This window comes from Stenotrophomonas sp. STEN023 (assembly GCF_056760135.1).
This window is the reverse complement of sequence record NZ_JBRREF010000012.1, coordinates 51,443-68,050: the sequence shown is the minus strand read 5'-3', so window position 1 is coordinate 68,050 and position 16,608 is coordinate 51,443. Positions and strand designations below refer to the sequence as shown.

Sequence of the window (16,608 nt, the reverse complement as noted above, 5' to 3'; positions counted from 1 at the left end):
TTCAGCAGCTTTGGTGCACAGCTGGACATGTTTCCCGCATGTACAGGTGAGGTAGTCGGCATCCCCCACGTCTGAACTGAGTAGAGCTTCACAAAAGCTCACGCGGCGGCCGGCAGCAACGCCGGTTACAGCGCAGCTGGTCACGCTTCACGACCCCGCGCCCATCGTCCGTTCACGCAGACACTTTCGGGGGAAGACACAGTGGGCATCAGACATCATTCGATTCAGGGTTCGCAATCACTGGACCTATCCACCCACCGGCCAGACTGTATCCACGCCATCACCGGCCGCGGCAAAGGCGGGCGACTGAGCATCCCTGCCGGCTGGATCAGCATCACGTTGGTACTGGAAGGCGCAGTGGAGCTCAGCAATGGCGATCTACCATGGCGCCTGGAGTCGCGTCAGTTGCAGCTCTGGGTAGACGGCAGCCTCCGCCATGGCTGTCGCGAGCAGGGCTGGTGGCTATGCATAGCTGCACCTGCAGGGCTCTGGCAGAAACCACCCAAGAGCACGGCATCCATCATCAACTGCCTGATCCCGCGGGAACTGAGCTGCGACAGCAAACTCGCACGTGCGGTGGTACACATGTGCCGCACCCGCTGGTTCAAGCACAACGCCGACTCAAACGACGCCGCCTACCAGCTGGGCCTGCTGCGTGACGCGCTGATCGAACGCCAGCACCCCATGCACATGCAGCTGGAGCGCTGCAGCGGCCGCACCGTGCTGCGCCGCCATCAGACCCTGCTGCGGCTATTGCGTGTGCAGCACCTGATCCGCTGCACCATCGAGACGCGTCTGGACCTGGTCAGCCTGGCAGCGGTGGCCAACTACTCGCCAACCCATCTGATCCGCATCTATCGCGATGTCTTTGGCGAAACGCCAAGCGAGTACGCCGCACGCCTGCGCAACAAGCGTGCGCTGGATATGGTCTGCAACACCAACCTGTCGGTCTGCGAAATAGCCGAATCACTGGGTTTCGAAAGTGAAAGCGCATTCTGCCGCGCGTTCAAACATGCCTTCGGCTGCACTACCACCGCCGCACGCCGTGGCCAACAGGTACAGGACAGCGTGTTGGCCGCACCCAGACTCATGGCTCCCAGCAACATCGCCGTGCAACCGTTGATGTTGGAGTGGGCGGCGGCCTCCTGACCGCCGCCGCATTGCCTCAATGCCCGCCGTCCAGCGCCTTGAGTTCGCTGACCAGGGCGCTGGCCGCTTCGGCACCATCGCCGTACAACATGCGGGTGTTGTCAGCGTAGAACAACGCATTCTCGATACCGGCAAAACCAGTGCCCTTGCCGCGTTTGATGACGATGGTGTTCTTCGAATTGACCACGTCCAGGATGGGCATGCCATAGATCGGGCTGGTCGGGTCGGTCTTGGCGACCGGGTTGACCACGTCGTTGGCACCGATCACCAGCGATACATCGGTGTTGGCGAACTCGGGGTTGATGTCGTCCATGTCGGCGATCAGGTCGTAGGGCACGCCGGCTTCGGCCAACAGCACGTTCATATGCCCGGGCATGCGTCCGGCCACCGGGTGGATCGCGAACTTCACCTTGACCCCGCGTTCGATCAGGCGCTGCGCCAGCTCCCATATCTTGTGCTGGGCCTGCGCTACCGCCATGCCGTAACCGGGCACGATCACCACGCGCTCGGCAAAGGCCATCATCGCCGCGACATCGGCGGCCTCGATCGGCTTCTGCGTGCCACTGATTTCCGCGCCCTGGCCGCCGCCACCGAAGTTGGAGAACAACACGCCGCTGATCGGCCGGTTCATCGCCTTGGCCATCAAGCGCGTCAACAGGATGCCGGCCGCGCCAACCATCATGCCGGCGATGATCAAGGCCTCGTTGCCCAGCACATAACCTTCGAACGCCACCGCCAGACCGGTGAACGCGTTGTACAGCGAAATCACCACCGGCATGTCGGCGCCGCCAATCGGCAACGTCATCAGCACCCCCAGCGCCAGCGCCACCGCGAAGAAACTGATGATCGCCACCGGTTGCAGGCTCACCGCTGCCCATACGCCCAGCACCACCATCGCCAGCGCGACCAACAGATTGAAGACCTGCTGCCCGGGGAAGGTAACGCGCTTGTCCAAGCGACCGTCGAGTTTGGCCCATGCAATGATCGAGCCGGACAGCGACACCGCGCCGATCGCCGAACCGATCACCGCCAGCGCCAGCACCGTGTTTGAAGGCAACCGCGCCGAAAGGTCGGCGATGGCCTGCGCGCTCCAATGACTGGTGTCACGGTTGGCCAACTCGGAGAAACGCAGCAGCTCCACTGCACCAATCGCCGCCGCCGAACCGCCGCCCATGCCGTTGTACAACGCCACCATCTGCGGCATGTCGGTGATGGCCACCTTCTTGGCCGATACCCAGGCCAGTCCGGTGCCGAGCACCAAGGCCACCGCGATCAAGGCGAGGTTGTGCAGTCCCGGCAACAAGAACGTGGCCGCGGTGGCGATCAACATGCCGGCGCCGGCCCATTGGATGCCGCTGCGTGCGGTCTTGGGCGAGGCCATGCGCTGCAGGCCCAGCAGGAACAGTGTGGCTGCGACCAGATAACTCGTATTGACCAGGATCGATATGCTCATGCACCGGCCTCCAGAGCCGTGTCGGTATGGCGAGGAGACTGCTTGTCGAGGCGATGGTGTTCGCGCATTTCAATGGCGGTTTTCAGCAAACCGATCATGCCCAGCCCGAATGCCACCAAGCCCAGCGCCAACTGCGACAACGCCGTGGTCGGCGCCAGCGCAGCGCCCAGCAAACCCAGTACGATCGGCAACAGGGCCTGTGCGCTGATCAGCCACAGCATCGCGCCGCCTTTGCGCGGGTCTTCCCACACCTTCTTCGACATTTTGTTCTGGGTCTTGGCCGGATCCTGCAGCGAGGACATGCCTACGCCCACGCCCGCATACAGCAGTGCGCTGTTATAGGCGTCGAGCATGCCATCCATGCCGTTGAACAGCGGCCGCGCCGCATAGGCAAACGCCACCAGCAAGGCCGGGTACTGCAGGTAGCTGAGCCACTGGAAAACCTGCCGTGCGCTGATGGAGGACCTGTCGGTACTACCGGCGGGTGAACTCACTTGCCCTTCCCTTCCGGCTTCTTCGAGCTCTTGAACATGTCCAGCATGCGCTCGGTCACCACATAGCCACCGGCCGCATTGCCTGCCCCCAACGCCACGGCGATGAAGCCGATCACTTTCTCCAGCGTGGTATCGGCATGACCGAGCACCACCATCGCGCCGATCAGCACGATGCCATGGATGAAGTTGGAACCGGACATCAGCGGTGTGTGCAGGATCACCGGCACCCGCGAGATGATCACGTGGCCGGCAATCGCTGCCAGCATGAAGATGTACAACGCTACGAACCCGTCGCTCATTGCTTGGTCTCTCCGAGGCTGGAAGCGCCTGTCCGGCATCATAACCATCTGGCCGAAGCTGGCGCGACCGTTGCGTTGTCAACCGATTCCGTTCCCACGCGTTATTACTCCCAGAGACCACGACCGGGACGCTACCCTGTGCTGGTGACCAGCCCCCCCCTGATGCCGCCTGCTGCTGTACCTGCCTCCATGGACGCGTTCCTGGCCGGCATCGGCCCGCGTGCATTCCGTTTTGCCGAGGCCGGCCTGCGCCAGCGTGACGACGCCCTGGACGCCGTCCAGGACGCCATGGAACGCATGCTCGGCTACCAGCAACGGCCGGCGGAGGAATGGACGCCGCTGTTCTGGAGCATCCTGCGCAGGCGCATCATCGACCTGCAGCGGCGCCGCAGCTTCCGCCTGAAGTTCTGGGCCGCCCAGGAAGACCACGACCAGGACAGCACCATCGACTGGGCCGACGAAGCACCCGGCCCGGCACAGACGCATGAACAGCAGCGCGAGTACGCGCAACTGGTGCAGGCCCTGCGGCAGTTGCCAGCCCGCCAGCGCGAGGCCTTCAGCCTGCGCGTGCTGCAGGAACTGGACGTGGCCACCACCGCCAAAGCCATGGGCTGTTCGGAAGGCTCGGTAAAAACCCACCTGTCGCGCGCGCGCGACGCATTGCAGAAACAACTGGAGGCCACGCGGTGAACCGCCTGCCCAACCCCGACCAACACTTCGACCACCACGCCCGCCAGCTGCAGCAGCAGGCCGACGCTTCGCTGTCACCGTCCACCTTGGCGCGGCTGCGGCATGCACGCCAGCAGGCCAGCGCGGCGAGCGCGCCTTCCGTATGGCGCCGCCACCGCTGGTGGCTGGCTACCGCCTGCTCGGTACTGCTGGCCGTGCCGGTGGCGATGCAGTTCAACAGCACTGTTCCGCCCACTGCACCGGTGATCGCTGGCGAGACCGATGATGGCGAAGACACCTTGCTGTTCGATGAAAGCCCCGAGCTCTACCTGTGGCTGGGCTCCGACAATCTGGCGATGGAATGACGATGATGAAGACCTTGTTGCCCTGTTTCCTGCTGCCCCTGCTGCTGGTCTGCGCCAGCGCCGTGGCCGCCGATCCGCAATCGTTGCCCGAGTGGGACCAGTTGACCCCGACCCAGCGCGAGACCTTGATCGCACCGGTTCGCGATCGCTGGAACACGTCGTCTCCCGAGCGTCGCCAACGCAGCTACGAGCATGCCCGTGGCTGGCAGCAGATGACACCAGAGCAGCGCGAACAGGCCCGCCGCGGCATGCACCGCTTCGAGAACATGTCGCCCGGCCAGCGTCGCGACGCGCAGGCACTGTTCGACAAGATGCGCGGCATGGACAAGGACCAGCGCCAGCAGCTGCGTGAGCAGTGGAACAAGATGAGCAGCGAGCAACGCCGCCAATGGGTGGAAGCCAACCCACCAGCAACCCGCCCCCAGCGCTGACCCTGGCGTGTAGTGCCGAGCCATGCTCAGCAGAAGCTCTCCCGGCGAAAGGCTGCCCTCACCCCAACTCCTCTCCCGTGAGCGGGGCTGAAGCCCGCGCACCGCCGGACCTGTAGTGCCGAGCCATACTCGGCAGGGGCCTTATCGATCGACCATGTGGGAGCGGCGTAAGCCGCGAAGCCGGTGGGGCATCGGGATGCGGGCTTGTCCGTTATTTCATTGAAGCCAGCTTCGCGGCTGATGCCGCTCCTACAGCGCTGATACGTTGCGTGGAAAGGCCCCTGCCGAGCATGGCTCGGCACTACGGGGCCGGCGGCATATACCAGCGGCGGTCACACCGGCGGAATCTCGCCACCGGCCGGACGCTGTGGCCATACGGTCTTGGCCAGCAGCTCATCGTTCCAGTCGAACGACAGCTTGCCGTCTTTCAGGAACAAAGCCACGAAGTTGTAGACGTTGCGCGCGAACATCTCGCTGGCGTGCACCGCGCCCATGCTGGCCAGGTTGAGCGGACCAGCAACGGTCACGCCGCCGACCTCGATGGTTTGCCCCGGCTGCGTTGCCTCGCAATTGCCGCCGGTCTCAGCAGCCAGATCAACGATCACGCTACCCGGTCGCATCCCCGCCACCATCGCAGCGGTGACAATCTTCGGCGCCGGGCGACCCGGCACAGCCGCCGTGCAGACCACCACATCCACACCCTTCAGATGCTCGGCCAGACGTCGCTGCTGTTCGGCCCGCTCATCGTCGGTCAGTTGCCGGGCGTAACCACCTTCACCTGCCGCGCTGACGCCCAGGTCCAGGAACTTGCCGCCCAACGACTCAATCTGCTCACGGGTTTCCGGACGCACATCGAAGCCCTCAACCGCTGCACCCAGCCGCTTCGCCGTGGCAACCGCCTGCAGACCAGCTACACCAGCACCAACGATCAACACCTTGGATGGGCGGATGGTGCCGGCAGCGGTGGTCAGCATCGGGAAGAAACGCGGCGCCAGCTGCGCGGCGATCAAGGTCGCCTTGTAGCCAGCCATGCCAGCCTGCGAACTCAGCACATCCATTGCCTGCGCTCGGGTGGTGCGTGGCAACCGTTCCAACGGAAACGTTTGTAACTGCCGTGCCTGCAGTGCAGCCGCACGCGCCGCGTCGGCCTCAGGCTGCACACCACCAACCAACACCGCACCCGTCTTCAGGCGGGCAATGGTGGGCAAGGACGGCGCCTGCACGCACAGCACCAGCTCCGCGCTTTCCAGCGCGTCACCCAGCTGCGCACCGGCATCCACATAGGCCTGATCGGGAAAGCCCGCGGCCGTACCTGCGCCGGCCTGCAGATGTACCTGCGCGCCGGCTGAGACAAGCTTCTTCACCGTTTCCGGCGTGGCGGCAACGCGCCGTTCGCCTTCAGCGGTTTCCTTCAATACCCAGACATCTACGGCCATTCCAGTCCTCGATGCGCAGCGGATCAACCGCCGGATCGTAGCAAAGCCGATGCCTTGTGCGGCAGACCCTTGGCTGTCGGCGTGCGATCAGTCAGGCCCTGCGCGCAACTCAAGCCGGTCGACAACGACCCGCACCGCTGTCGAGAGCCACGATCGACGATCTGCGGGCGCAGCCCAGTCGCCCCGCCGGCGCTGCCGGCGAGGTCATGCGGAAGGGCGATGCGCTATGGCAGGCATTCACCTGCCTGACCGAGATCAGTTCGGGACGCCCTGAGGCTCAAGGCGATCGATGACGCCTTGCATGGCGCTATCGAAGGCGCCGTCATCCACATGCGGACGCAAACGTTCCAGCCGCACCATCACCGCCAGCTCTTCCGGCGATGCCACGCAGAAGCGGATGCCGCGGCGGTTGACGAACAACAAGCGCGAGGAGATCGGGCTCACCCAGGACAGCTTGCCTGCCTGCATCTTGCCGTCCTTGTCGATGAAGTCCAGCCAGGTGCCGATTTCCATCCGGCGGAAACGCTCGGCATCGGTATCGTCGAAGTCCTCGGCTTTGGTAGCAGTTCCAAACTCGATGGCCGGGGTGTCCGGTGCCGGCGGTGTCGGCAGCGCGACCTGCGGCAGCTCCGGCAACGCGCGCTCCAGTTCAGGACGCAGCTCGGCGACCGACTGCAAGGTGTCATGCAGGGCGTCGATGGCGGTGGTGCCGCCGTCGCCGTGCAGGCCGACGCTGGCAAACACCTTGCGCAGGCCCGGCTGGCTGGACTGCAACCACGGCTTGCCGACGATATGGCGGCGCGCCTCGGCAACCTCCTCCAGCAGGTCGTCGGCCAGCTTCAGCGCTTCGCTCACACCCTCGCCTTCCTCGCCTTCGCGCAGCAGGGTGAGGGTGAGATGGTGGCTCCAGGGCTGGCGCAGGAAATCATCGATGGCTTTGGGCAGGCTGGTGTCGGCAACACGCTTGTCCAGCTCGGCGCTGGCACGGTTGCGTGCAACCTCAAGCTTCTCCTGGCCACGCTGGGTTTCGGCGGCACGGCGCTCGGTTATCTCAATACGACGGCGATGCTGGGCCAGAAAGTCGCGGAACTCTTCTTCCAGGGTAAGGAAGATCGCCAGGTTCTCGTTGAACTCGGCGGTCAGCCTTTCAATGATTTCTTCGACCTTGCCCATCAAGGCGCGCTCGGCCTGGCTTTCACCGGCATTGCCTTCGCAGGCCTCGGCCAGGGAGTTGAGCAGCTTGCGCGCCGGATGGGTCTTCTGCACGAACATGCGGCGGTCAAGCATGGCAACCTTGACGAAGGGCACCACCAGCCGGCCAATCAGCTCGCGCGAACGGCCTTCCAGGTCACGCTCGTCCAGCATCACGTCGAACAGCATACCGACCAGGTCGATGGCATCCTCGTCCTGCGGATCCAGGTGCGCCTGCTGCGGGTCCACGCCGAGGCGTGTCGCGCCGGACAGCACTTCACTCTTGAGCCGCTGCGCCAGCGATTCGCCATCCTCACCCACCGCCGCACGCAGGGTGGCGCTCGGGGTGGCCTGCAACAGCGACAGTACCGACATCATCTCGCGCTGGTTCAAGGAGCGCTGGTGACCAGTACCAGCCTGACCTGCATCGCCTGGAGCTGCCGACGCGCCCTCACGGGTCTGCCGGCTCTGCGCCAGCAACTCGTGCAGCGCTTCCAACACCATGTTCTGTGGATTGCCATAGGCTTGCTCGGCTTCGAAGCCCGCCGCTGCCTGTGCGGCAGCCTGCCCGGCCATGCTGCCGCGACGCTGGCTCCAGCGCTCGGAGAACCGCCGCGCCCACATCGGCGCGTGGCCCGGGTCGAAGCCTTCCTCTTCCTCCTGCACTGCCTGCGCCATCTGCTCGGCCACGGTCCGTTGCGGACTGGCACGACGCGGCGCGGCGATCTCAGGTGCGGCACCAGCCTGGGCCAGACGCTCGTCCACCGCCTCGTACAGTTTGCCGATACCGGCAGCGAACTCACGCTCGCATAGCTTGAACAACACCAACCGCACTTCCGCGGTCAGGTCACAGGTATAGAAAGCCTCGTGCACGGCAACGCCGATGTGCTCCGGGCCGATCGGGTTGGTGTCGGCATCCAGACCCGCCACCCCGGCCACCCAGGCCAGACGGTGATCGATGCGCAGCAAGACCTGTTTCCAGTCACGCAGCAGCACGGTAGCGAAATTGCGCACCGCCAGCCGCGACTCGAGTATGTGTTCGGGCACCAGACTCAGACCGCCGTCACTCTGCCCAGCCAGCACGGTTTCCGCTGACTGCGGGGTGCCCGCATCCAGCGCAGCCCAGGCCTGCTGCAGGTGCGAATCGAAGCGGCGGGAGATCTCGTCGCGGCGGCGGCGCAGCTCACGCATACCGTCCAGAAATGCCAGTTGCGAGGGACCGGCCGTCTCGGCACGGTCGAACAAGGCATCGTCAAACCCCGCCAGCACCTTGGCAAAGGCCTGTGACAGCACAGGCAAGGCGGCCTCGCGGGCCACGCCAAGCAGGTTCTGGTTACGACCGGGCTGACCGGCGGGATGCGGACTGGACATCATGCGCAAAGGCTCCACACCCTCACAGGCGCTGGTCTTCTGTTGAACGATTGAGGAAATGCAGACGCGGCCCCTGAATCCGCACGCGCATGGTAGGCGGAGAAGATGAACAGGGTCAGTGATGCAGTACGCACTTCCTACCTCATGAGCCCTTCCTCGCATTACCAGCAATGCTAAGCGTGTCAGCGATTATTAGCGACCCGTTGCTTGTTCAGGGCACACGACACAGCGCACAAAACCGACCCCGATCTGCGCTAAACGGCCGGTACATGGGCGGCGTCTATACTTAGTAGCCGCCTCAGCCCCTGTGAACCATGTCCGACAACTGCTTCCTGCAAGCGCTGGATCAGCGCCATTCGGTGCCCTCCCTGCAACTGGGCGAGCCTGCGCCGGACTCCGCCACCGTGCTGCGTATGCTGCAATCGGCGGTACGCGTGCCGGATCACGGCAAAATGGTGCCGTTCCGCTTCCTGCGCCTGCAGGGTGAGGCCCGTCACGCCCTTGGCGAATTCCTGGCCCAGCGCAGCCGCCGGCGCGACCCCAATGCATCCGAAGCCGCGGTTGAGAAGGACCGCCAGCGCTTCTCGCATGCGCCGTTGATCATCACCGTGATTGCCCGCCTGCAGGACAACCCCAAGGTGCCCGCGCAGGAGCAGTTGCTCACCGCCGGCTGCGCCTGCTTCGCGCTGCTGCAGGCCGCGCAGGGCTGCGGCTTTGGCGCGCAATGGCTGACCGCATGGATGGCCAGCGACCCGGAAGTCGCCCGCCACCTGGGCCTGGCCGACAACGAACAGATCGTTGGCTTCATCCATATCGGCACCCCGAAGATCGCCGTGCCCGACCGCGAACGCCCCGATCCGGCAAAGCTGCTGCAGGACTGGCAGCCGTGAGTGCTGCCAATGGCCCACTGCAGCCGCTCTACCTGGTCGATGCCAGTCTGTATGTGTTCCGCGCATGGCACTCCATCCCCAATGAATTCCAGGATGCGCAGGGCTGGCCGGTAAACGCAGTTCACGGTTTTGCCCGCTTCCTGCTCGACCTGCTGGAGCGCGAGCGCCCGCAGCACATCGCGGTGGCTTTCGACGAGGCGCTGGACAGCTGTTTCCGCCACGCGCTGTATCCGGCCTACAAGGCCAACCGCGACCCGGCCCCGGAAGAACTGCGCCGCCAGTTCGCCCATTGCAAGGCGCTGTGCGCCGCCTTGGGCCTGGAAGTACTGGCCGACCGCGAATACGAGGCCGACGACCTGATCGGCAGTGCCCTGCATGCCAGCCGCGGCCGCCTGCGCGGGGTTATCGTCTCGGCCGACAAGGATTTGTCGCAGCTGCTGCTGGAGCACGACGAACAGTGGGACTACGCCCGCAACCAGCGCTGGGGCGCGGACGGGGTCAAGGCACGGCAAGGCGTGCACGCCCACCAGGTCGCTGACTACCTGGCGCTGAGCGGCGATGCGGTCGACAACATCCCCGGCGTCTCCGGCATCGGTGCCAAATCGGCGGCGGTGCTGTTGGCCCATTTCGGCACGATGGACGCCCTGCTCGAACGCATCGACGAAGTACCGTTCCTGCGCCTGCGCGGCGCTGCGACCATGGCGGTGCGGCTACGTGAGCAGCGCCAACAGGCACTGCTGTTTCGGCAGCTGACTACAGTTGCCTTGAACGCGCCATTGCACAACGCCGCCGCTGGCTTCGTGCGCGCCAATGGCGACGGCGACATGCTCGGCGGGTTGTGCGAGGCACTGCGTTTCGGCCCGATGACCCGGCGCCGGCTGATGACCGCCGCCGGGCTGCAATCCCCTTCCACTCCAGCCAGCGAGTACGCATGAGCCAGAACACCACCGCCCCCCGCGTCGTCTATGAAGGCAAATACCAGCGCATGCTGGTGCGCGGCACCTGGGAGTACAGCGAGCGCACCCATGCCGGCGGCCTGGCTGCGATCATCATCGCGGTCACGCCGGACGATGAAGTGCTGTTCGTCGAGCAGTTCCGCGTGCCGCTGCAGGCGCGCACCATCGAGATGCCGGCCGGGCTGGTCGGCGATATCGATGCCGGTGAGTCCATCGAGAGCTCCGCCATCCGCGAACTGGAAGAAGAGACCGGCTGGAGCGCCGACCATGCCGAAGTGCTGATGGTCGGCCCCACCTCCGCCGGCGCCAGCAGCGAGAAGATCGCCTTCGTGCGCGCCACCGGCCTGCGCAAGATCGGCGACGGTGGCGGCGATGCCAGCGAAGACATCACCGTGCACAGCATCCCGCGCCAGCGCGCGGCAGCCTGGCTGGTGGAGAAGATGGGCGAGGGCTACGAGCTGGATGCCAAGCTGTGGGCCGGCCTGTGGATGATCGAACACCATCTGGATGGACGTGCGCGTGGCTGATTCTGGCTTGCACAGCGCTGCACCGTTGCTCGGCAGCGATGATCCGGCGGTCTTCAGCGTGCACAACCCGCACGGCGCTTCGCCGTTCCTGTTGCTGGCCGACCATGCCGGCCAGCGCGTGCCGCTGGCACTGCAGGACCTGGGTTTGCCGCAGGCCGAACTGGACCGCCACATCGGCTGGGATATCGGCATCGCGGGCACTACGCGCGCCCTGGCCAAGCGCCTGGATGCCTGGGCCATCGAGCAGACCTATTCGCGGCTGCTGATCGACTGCAACCGGCCGTTGGTGTCGCCGACGCTGATTCCTGAAGTCAGCGATGGCACCGTTGTTCCCGCCAATCTCGGTCTTGATCCGCAGCAGCGCCAACAGCGTATCGATGCGATCCACGCGCCCTACCATGCTCGTATCGACGCCGAGCTGGACCGTCGTCGCGATGCGGCCATGCCAACGCTGCTGGTGATGATGCACAGCTTCACCCCGGCGATGGCCGGCGTGGAACGTCCGTGGCATGCAGGCGTGCTCTACCACCAGGACACGCGTTTCGCGCATGCGCTGCTGCAGGCCTTGCGCGAGGAAGGCGATCTGGTGGTTGGCGACAACCAGCCGTATTCGGTGAACCGCAGCAGTGACTATGCGGTGCCGGTGCACGGCGAAGCTCGGGGCCTGGTGCATGTGGAGCTGGAGATCCGCCAGGACCTGATTGCCGATGTGTCAGGTCAGCAGGCCTGGGCGGAGCGTTTGGAGCGGATATTCCGCAATCTGCAGCCGATGTTGCTCGCAATGCAGGATCCGCGCAGCGCCGTGTTGTAGGAGCGAGGCAAGCCGCGAAACTGATGGAGTGTTTGTAGAGCCCCTGCCGAGCATGGCTCGGCACTACAGGGTGCCGCTGCTCTTGTGGGAGCGGCGTAAGCCGCGAAGCTGATGCTGCTTCCAGCAACAGCAATACCTCGCACCATGCATTGCCAGCTCCGCGGCTTACGCCGCTCCTACAACAACCGTCGGCGTTGGCACTGCGGACCACGGGAAGGGTTTGTAGCTCCGCACCTGCAACGGTACGCCCAAGGCATCGAAAGCCATGACAATCCCGACGCAGCGTTCGCGATCCAGCTGTTCACCCAAACACAACGGCAGATCACGGCAAGCAGCCAAAGCCTCGCCAATCGGCATCGCCAGCAACGCCGCCACCTGCCGCGCTGCATCCTTCACGTGCTGCGCAGGGCATTGCGCCAGCACCACGTCGAAACTGGCGTAGATGCCAGGCCCAACACCAATCGCCCTCGCCGCATCCTGCTCCGCGTCGGAAGCCTCGCCCAGGGCTTCATCGATACCCGGCACCTGCAGGAACGCATCGTACTCGACGTAGTAGTCCAGTGCCGCTGCATAATCTTCCAGCGTCGATAACGGACGCTGGCGCTTCTGCACATCGAGCACATCGGCGAAAGTCGCCGGTTCCAGGAAACTCGACAACCCCATGGCACGCGCCGCTGCCGGCAGCTCGTCATCATCGAACGCTTCCGCCTCGCTGGCCGGCAGCCAGAACGACGCGTTCAAGGCGCCACCATCACTGGCATGGACCCAGCCGTAGCGCGCCCAGACTTCATCATCGTCATTGCAGCTGGCGAAGCTGTCCAAGGTCTGGCGAAGATCCAACAGTTCAATCATGCGTCGCTGGGCTGGCAATCGGCGGAGCTGCAGTCTAGCGGTGCTGGACGCAGACTCAATGCAACCACCACGCCGAGCGCGGCGAACAGCGCAGCGCCATATTGCGCATTGACCAGGCCCTGCAGCGCCTGCGCGCTGTCGGCTGGCGCTGTTGCGCGCGCCGCGTTGGCCAGCATTACCAGCACGGCCAGGCCCAGCGCACCACCGATCTGCTGCGCGGTCGCGGCCATGCCGGAGGCTACGCCCTGCTGCGCAGCGGGAACGCCCTGCCCGGCCACGATCCACATCGCCGTCCAGGTCATACCCTGGCCCAAGCTGAGCAGCACGATGCCCGGCAGCAGCGGCCAGTAGCCAGCGCCGTGCGGCAAGGCAGCCGCAACGCCTGCGATACCCAATGCCCCCGCCGCCAGCCCCCATGCCAGCACCTGTCGCGGCGAACGCACCGCCAGCATGCGCTCGGCGATGCGGATGCCGACGGTGCATACCAGGGTCGGCGGCAGGAACGCCATGCCTGCCTGCAATGGGCTCCAGCCGTAGCCATCCTGGTAATACAGCGCAAGGAAGTAGTACTGCACGCCGAAGCTGCTCATGAACAACATGGTCAGCCACATCGCGGCGCGCAGCCCCGGCACCCGCAGCAAGGCGAAGTGCATCAGCGGATCGGCACTGCGCCGTTCAATCAGCACGAATGCTGCCAGCAACAACAGCGACAGCAGCAGGCAAGCCAGCGTTATCGGCGCTGCCCAACCCCATTCCGGCCCCTGCACCAAGGTGGTGACCAGCAAGCTGCCGCCGACAGTCACCGTGAAACAGCCGGCGAGATCGAAGGAGCGGCCGCGCGCACGCGGGCCGTCCACCGGCAACCAATAGCCACCCAACACTGCACAGGCCCCGGCAATCGGCACGATCACCAGCAGCACCGATGCCCAGCCGAACTGCTGGGTCAGCACGCCACCGAGCAACGTCCCCAATGCAAGACCACCGGCACTGGCCATGCTCCAGATCGCCAGCGCGCGATTGCGCGGCGCGCCTTCGGCGTACAGCGTATTGATCAAGGCCAGGGTGGCCGGGAACAACAAGGCCGCGCCAATGCCCTGCACCGCCCGTGCCGCCACCAACAGCCAAGCGCTGCTGCTGAAGCCGCCAACCAGCGAAGCCAATGCGAACAAGGCCATGCCCAGCCGATAGAAACGCCGCTTGCCGAGCAGATCCGCCGCGCGGCCACCCAGCAACAGGCAGCCGCCGAAAGCGACGGTGTAAGCGCTGACCACCCATTGCAGCTGCTGCGCATTGATCTGCAGCGCGCGCCCCATGTCATGCAGGGCGACGAAGATGATGGTCGCATCCAGGGCGATGATCAGCTGCGCCGTGGCAAGCAGCGCAAGCGCCAGCCGCGGTGTGGCGGAAAGTGGAGACGGTGAAACCTGCATTGCCTGAATCCAGAAGCGCGGGGTGCACAGTCTTATTGATGACGTCGCGCAGATAAATCAGGATACACACATATGTGCAATGCGGATTTGCATCAATGGACGCCATGGACCTCAACGCCGTACGCATGCTGGTGCAGGTTGCCGATGCCCGCAGCTTCACCGTTGCCGCCGGCCAGCTTGGCCTGAGCCAATCCGGCCTGTCGCGGGCGATCAGCCGGCTGGAGCAGTCATTGGGGGTGCGCCTGCTCCACCGCAATACCCGCAACGTCAGCCTGACCCCGGATGGGCGCCAGTTCGTCGAACACTGCCAGCCATTGCTGAGTGGACTGGAAGATGCACAGCGCCAGTTGGGTGATCGTCCATGCGTTCCCTCAGGCGTATTGAAGCTGACCGCGCCCTCGATGTTCGGCCGCAAGGTGCTGGTGCCCTTGGCCGGAAAGCTGATCGCCGCGCATCCGCAACTGCAGTTCGAACTGGTGCTCAATGACCGTCTGGTCGACCTGGCCGACGAGGGATTCGATGCCGCCCTGCGCACCGGCACGATCAGCGATGTACGGATGGTGGCAAGACCGTTGCGGCCGCTGCGCTGGGTAACGGTTGCCGCGCCGCACTACCTCGCCCGCCATGGCCAGCCCACAACGGTGGAAGCGCTGCACGAACATACCTGCCTGGCGGTGCGCAATCTGCGCAGTGGGCGCCTGGTGGATTGGCAGTTCCGAGCACTGGATGGACAGATGCACGATTTCACCCCGCCGACGCGGATGGTGTTCGACAGCGGCGACCCATTGGTGGAGGCCGCCTTGGCTGGTATTGGCATCGTCCAGGTGATGGACTTCGCCGTGGCCGACGCCCTGGCCGATGGGCGCCTGCAGCGCGTATTGCAGGCCCATGAAGGACGAACCCGTGCACTGTCGCTGGTCTATCCGCCATCGCGGCAGGTATCGCCCAAGTTGAAGGTGCTGGCAGAGGCTCTGTTGGCCGGCGAATGGTGAAACCGCTATGCCATGTTGTCCACACAGGCTGTGCCCTGACGGTTACACAAGCTGTGGATAAGCCCGCACAAGCCTTGTACACCAGACCTTTGCAGCCGCTGATGATTTTTTGATCAAGCAGGACGCATGTAGTGCCGAGCCATGCTCGGCAGGGGTTGTCCAGCAAACCAACAAATGCGGGAGCGACGTCAGCCGCGAAGCTCGTAGATGTCCAGATGGCAGAAGTGCCCGATGGATCATTGTTCCCAGCTTCGCGGCTGACGTCGCTCCCGCATTTGTTGGTTTGCTGGACAACCCCTGCCGAGCATGGCTCGGCACTACAGGGGCGCGCTTATCAGCCGGCGAAGCTGTCGGTGGCGCGTACCAGTGCGTCGACGTTCTCGGCTTCGAATGCCGAGTGGCCGGACGCCGGGCTGATCTGCAGCTGCGCCTTCGGCCAGGCCTTGTGCAGTTCCCAGGCATTGGCCAACGGGCAGACCACGTCGTAACGGCCGTGCACGATCACGCCCGGGATGTGGGCAATCTTGTGCGCGTCGCGCAACAGCTGGTCTTCCACTTCGAAGAAGCCGCCGTTGACGAAGTAATGGTTCTCGATGCGGGCGAAGGCCAGCGCGAACTGCGGGTCTTCGTGGCTGTTGACGAAGTCATCGTCCACATGCAGGAAGCTGGTGGCACCTTCCCACACGCTCCAGGCCTTGGCGGCAGCCAGGCGCGTGGCTTCGTCATCGCTGGTCAGGCGACGATGGAAGGCCGAGATCAGGTCATGGCGTTCGACCGCCGGGATCGGCTTGAGATAGTGCTCCCAGGCATCCGGGAACAGACGGTTGGCGCCTTCCTGGTAGAACCACTCCAGCTCCCAGCGGCGCAGCATGAAGATGCCGCGCAGCACCAGCTCGGTCACGCGCTGCGGGTGGGTTTCGGCATAGGCCAGCGCCAGCGTCGAACCCCAGCTGCCACCAAATACCTGCCAACTGTCGACGCCGAGCTTCTCGCGCAGCTTCTCGATGTCGGCGACCAGATCCCAGGTGGTGTTGTCGACCAGATCGGCATGCGGGGTGGAACGGCCCGAGCCACGCTGATCGAACAGGATGATGCGGTACTTGGCCGGGTCGTGGAACTGACGCATCTTGTCGCTGCAGCCGCCACCGGGGCCGCCGTGCAGCATCACCACCGGCTTGCCGTTGGGATTACCGCATTGTTCGAAGTACAGCGTGTGGCGGTCGTCGACCTTGAGCGTGCCGGTGTCGTAGGGCTCGATGGCGGGGTAGAGCGTGCGCATGGCAGCCTCGCTG

The 16,608-nt window shown here is 64.8% G+C and carries 17 protein-coding genes; 9 read left to right on the top strand and 8 right to left on the bottom strand.

Annotated elements, in window-relative coordinates:
- Nucleotides 1–201: 201 nt before the first annotated feature.
- Nucleotides 202–1,149, top strand: coding sequence for a helix-turn-helix domain-containing protein (locus ACVOLV_RS05450; protein WP_481553512.1), 948 nt, complete (start codon nt 202–204; stop codon nt 1,147–1,149).
- Nucleotides 1,150–1,165: 16 nt separating this feature from the next.
- Here the strand turns inward: ACVOLV_RS05450 and ACVOLV_RS05445 are convergent, their stop codons facing one another.
- The 3 genes from ACVOLV_RS05445 to ACVOLV_RS05435 are packed head-to-tail and all read right to left on the bottom strand — an operon-like array spanning nt 1,166 to nt 3,395.
- Entirely contained in the window at nt 1,166–2,602 is a 1,437-nt protein-coding gene (locus tag ACVOLV_RS05445) for an NAD(P)(+) transhydrogenase (Re/Si-specific) subunit beta (RefSeq protein ID WP_481553511.1), read from the bottom strand.
- Nucleotides 2,599–3,096, bottom strand: a complete 498-nt coding sequence (locus tag ACVOLV_RS05440) for a hypothetical protein (RefSeq protein ID WP_481553510.1) — start codon at nt 3,094–3,096, stop codon at nt 2,599–2,601. Before ACVOLV_RS05440 ends, ACVOLV_RS05445 begins: the two co-directional genes overlap by 4 nt.
- Complete coding sequence (locus tag ACVOLV_RS05435) at nt 3,093–3,395, bottom strand: NAD(P) transhydrogenase subunit alpha part 2 (RefSeq protein WP_481517501.1); 303 nt, start codon at nt 3,393–3,395, stop codon at nt 3,093–3,095. Before ACVOLV_RS05435 ends, ACVOLV_RS05440 begins: the two co-directional genes overlap by 4 nt.
- A 138-nt stretch (nt 3,396–3,533) precedes the next feature.
- On the opposite strand from ACVOLV_RS05435, the gene ACVOLV_RS05430 reads away from it, so the two are divergent.
- The 3 genes from ACVOLV_RS05430 to ACVOLV_RS05420 are packed head-to-tail and all read left to right on the top strand — an operon-like array spanning nt 3,534 to nt 4,860.
- Nucleotides 3,534–4,085, top strand: coding sequence for an RNA polymerase sigma factor (locus ACVOLV_RS05430; RefSeq protein WP_481553509.1), 552 nt, complete (start codon nt 3,534–3,536; stop codon nt 4,083–4,085).
- A complete protein-coding gene (locus tag ACVOLV_RS05425; RefSeq protein WP_481553508.1) occupies nt 4,082–4,429 on the top strand; it encodes a hypothetical protein in 348 nt (115 codons plus the stop codon). Before ACVOLV_RS05430 ends, ACVOLV_RS05425 begins: the two co-directional genes overlap by 4 nt.
- A gap of 5 nt (nt 4,430–4,434) precedes the next feature.
- Entirely contained in the window at nt 4,435–4,860 is a 426-nt protein-coding gene (locus tag ACVOLV_RS05420; protein ID WP_481553507.1) for a DUF3106 domain-containing protein, read from the top strand.
- A 332-nt stretch (nt 4,861–5,192) separates the two neighbouring features.
- Here ACVOLV_RS05420 and ACVOLV_RS05415 read toward each other — a convergent pair whose 3' ends face one another.
- Nucleotides 5,193–6,296: an NAD(P) transhydrogenase subunit alpha gene (locus ACVOLV_RS05415; protein WP_481553506.1), complete on the bottom strand. Its 1,104-nt coding sequence runs from the start codon at nt 6,294–6,296 to the stop codon at nt 5,193–5,195.
- Between the two features lie 255 nt (nt 6,297–6,551).
- Nucleotides 6,552–8,861 carry a DUF1631 domain-containing protein gene (locus ACVOLV_RS05410; RefSeq protein ID WP_481553505.1) on the bottom strand — a complete coding sequence of 770 codons (2,310 nt, stop codon included), beginning with the start codon at nt 8,859–8,861 and terminating at the stop codon, nt 6,552–6,554.
- Nucleotides 8,862–9,172: 311 nt separating this feature from the next.
- On the opposite strand from ACVOLV_RS05410, the gene ACVOLV_RS05405 reads away from it, so the two are divergent.
- From ACVOLV_RS05405 to ACVOLV_RS05390, 4 genes are read left to right on the top strand one after another with little or no spacing between them, the layout of a single operon-like run.
- The gene (locus ACVOLV_RS05405) at nt 9,173–9,748 is read left to right on the top strand and encodes a nitroreductase family protein (RefSeq protein ID WP_481553504.1); all 576 of its coding nucleotides are present in this window, start codon (nt 9,173–9,175) and stop codon (nt 9,746–9,748) included.
- Nucleotides 9,736–10,683: a 5'-3' exonuclease gene (locus ACVOLV_RS05400; protein WP_481553525.1), complete on the top strand. Its 948-nt coding sequence runs from the start codon at nt 9,736–9,738 to the stop codon at nt 10,681–10,683. The genes ACVOLV_RS05405 and ACVOLV_RS05400 overlap by 13 nt, the downstream gene beginning before the upstream one ends.
- Nucleotides 10,680–11,231 carry an NUDIX hydrolase gene (locus ACVOLV_RS05395; protein WP_481553503.1) on the top strand — a complete coding sequence of 184 codons (552 nt, stop codon included), beginning with the start codon at nt 10,680–10,682 and terminating at the stop codon, nt 11,229–11,231. Before ACVOLV_RS05400 ends, ACVOLV_RS05395 begins: the two co-directional genes overlap by 4 nt.
- Complete coding sequence (locus tag ACVOLV_RS05390) at nt 11,224–12,042, top strand: N-formylglutamate amidohydrolase (protein ID WP_481553502.1); 819 nt, start codon at nt 11,224–11,226, stop codon at nt 12,040–12,042. The genes ACVOLV_RS05395 and ACVOLV_RS05390 overlap by 8 nt, the downstream gene beginning before the upstream one ends.
- A 165-nt stretch (nt 12,043–12,207) precedes the next feature.
- On the opposite strand, the gene ACVOLV_RS05385 is transcribed toward ACVOLV_RS05390, so the two are convergent.
- Nucleotides 12,208–12,894 (bottom strand): DUF7716 domain-containing protein, encoded by a 687-nt coding sequence (locus ACVOLV_RS05385; RefSeq protein WP_481553501.1) that lies wholly within the window; start codon nt 12,892–12,894, stop codon nt 12,208–12,210.
- Nucleotides 12,891–14,324, bottom strand: a complete 1,434-nt coding sequence (locus ACVOLV_RS05380) for an MFS transporter (protein ID WP_481553500.1) — start codon at nt 14,322–14,324, stop codon at nt 12,891–12,893. Before ACVOLV_RS05380 ends, ACVOLV_RS05385 begins: the two co-directional genes overlap by 4 nt.
- A 104-nt stretch (nt 14,325–14,428) precedes the next feature.
- Here ACVOLV_RS05380 and ACVOLV_RS05375 point away from each other — a divergent pair, with 104 nt between their 5' ends.
- The gene (locus ACVOLV_RS05375; RefSeq protein WP_481553524.1) at nt 14,429–15,316 is read left to right on the top strand and encodes a LysR family transcriptional regulator; all 888 of its coding nucleotides are present in this window, start codon (nt 14,429–14,431) and stop codon (nt 15,314–15,316) included.
- Between the two features lie 334 nt (nt 15,317–15,650).
- On the opposite strand, the gene pip is transcribed toward ACVOLV_RS05375, so the two are convergent.
- Nucleotides 15,651–16,595, bottom strand: a complete 945-nt coding sequence (pip, locus tag ACVOLV_RS05370; protein ID WP_481537287.1) for a prolyl aminopeptidase — start codon at nt 16,593–16,595, stop codon at nt 15,651–15,653.
- Nucleotides 16,596–16,608 lie beyond the last annotated feature (13 nt).

What these genes read in the sequence shown, in the direction of transcription:
- ACVOLV_RS05445 (WP_481553511.1), bottom strand. Translation starts at nt 2,602, where the DNA reads ATGAGCATATCGATCCTGGTCAATACGAGTTATCTGGTCGCAGCCACA.
- ACVOLV_RS05435 (WP_481517501.1), bottom strand. Translation starts at nt 3,395, where the DNA reads ATGAGCGACGGGTTCGTAGCGTTGTACATCTTCATGCTGGCAGCGATT.
- ACVOLV_RS05420 (WP_481553507.1), top strand. Translation starts at nt 4,435, where the DNA reads ATGAAGACCTTGTTGCCCTGTTTCCTGCTGCCCCTGCTGCTGGTCTGC.
- ACVOLV_RS05415 (WP_481553506.1), bottom strand. Translation starts at nt 6,296, where the DNA reads ATGGCCGTAGATGTCTGGGTATTGAAGGAAACCGCTGAAGGCGAACGG.
- ACVOLV_RS05410 (WP_481553505.1), bottom strand. Translation starts at nt 8,861, where the DNA reads ATGATGTCCAGTCCGCATCCCGCCGGTCAGCCCGGTCGTAACCAGAAC.
- ACVOLV_RS05405 (WP_481553504.1), top strand. Translation starts at nt 9,173, where the DNA reads ATGTCCGACAACTGCTTCCTGCAAGCGCTGGATCAGCGCCATTCGGTG.
- ACVOLV_RS05395 (WP_481553503.1), top strand. Translation starts at nt 10,680, where the DNA reads ATGAGCCAGAACACCACCGCCCCCCGCGTCGTCTATGAAGGCAAATAC.
- ACVOLV_RS05385 (WP_481553501.1), bottom strand. Translation starts at nt 12,894, where the DNA reads ATGATTGAACTGTTGGATCTTCGCCAGACCTTGGACAGCTTCGCCAGC.
- ACVOLV_RS05380 (WP_481553500.1), bottom strand. Translation starts at nt 14,324, where the DNA reads ATGCAGGTTTCACCGTCTCCACTTTCCGCCACACCGCGGCTGGCGCTT.
- ACVOLV_RS05375 (WP_481553524.1), top strand. Translation starts at nt 14,429, where the DNA reads ATGGACCTCAACGCCGTACGCATGCTGGTGCAGGTTGCCGATGCCCGC.
- pip (WP_481537287.1), bottom strand. Translation starts at nt 16,595, where the DNA reads ATGCGCACGCTCTACCCCGCCATCGAGCCCTACGACACCGGCACGCTC.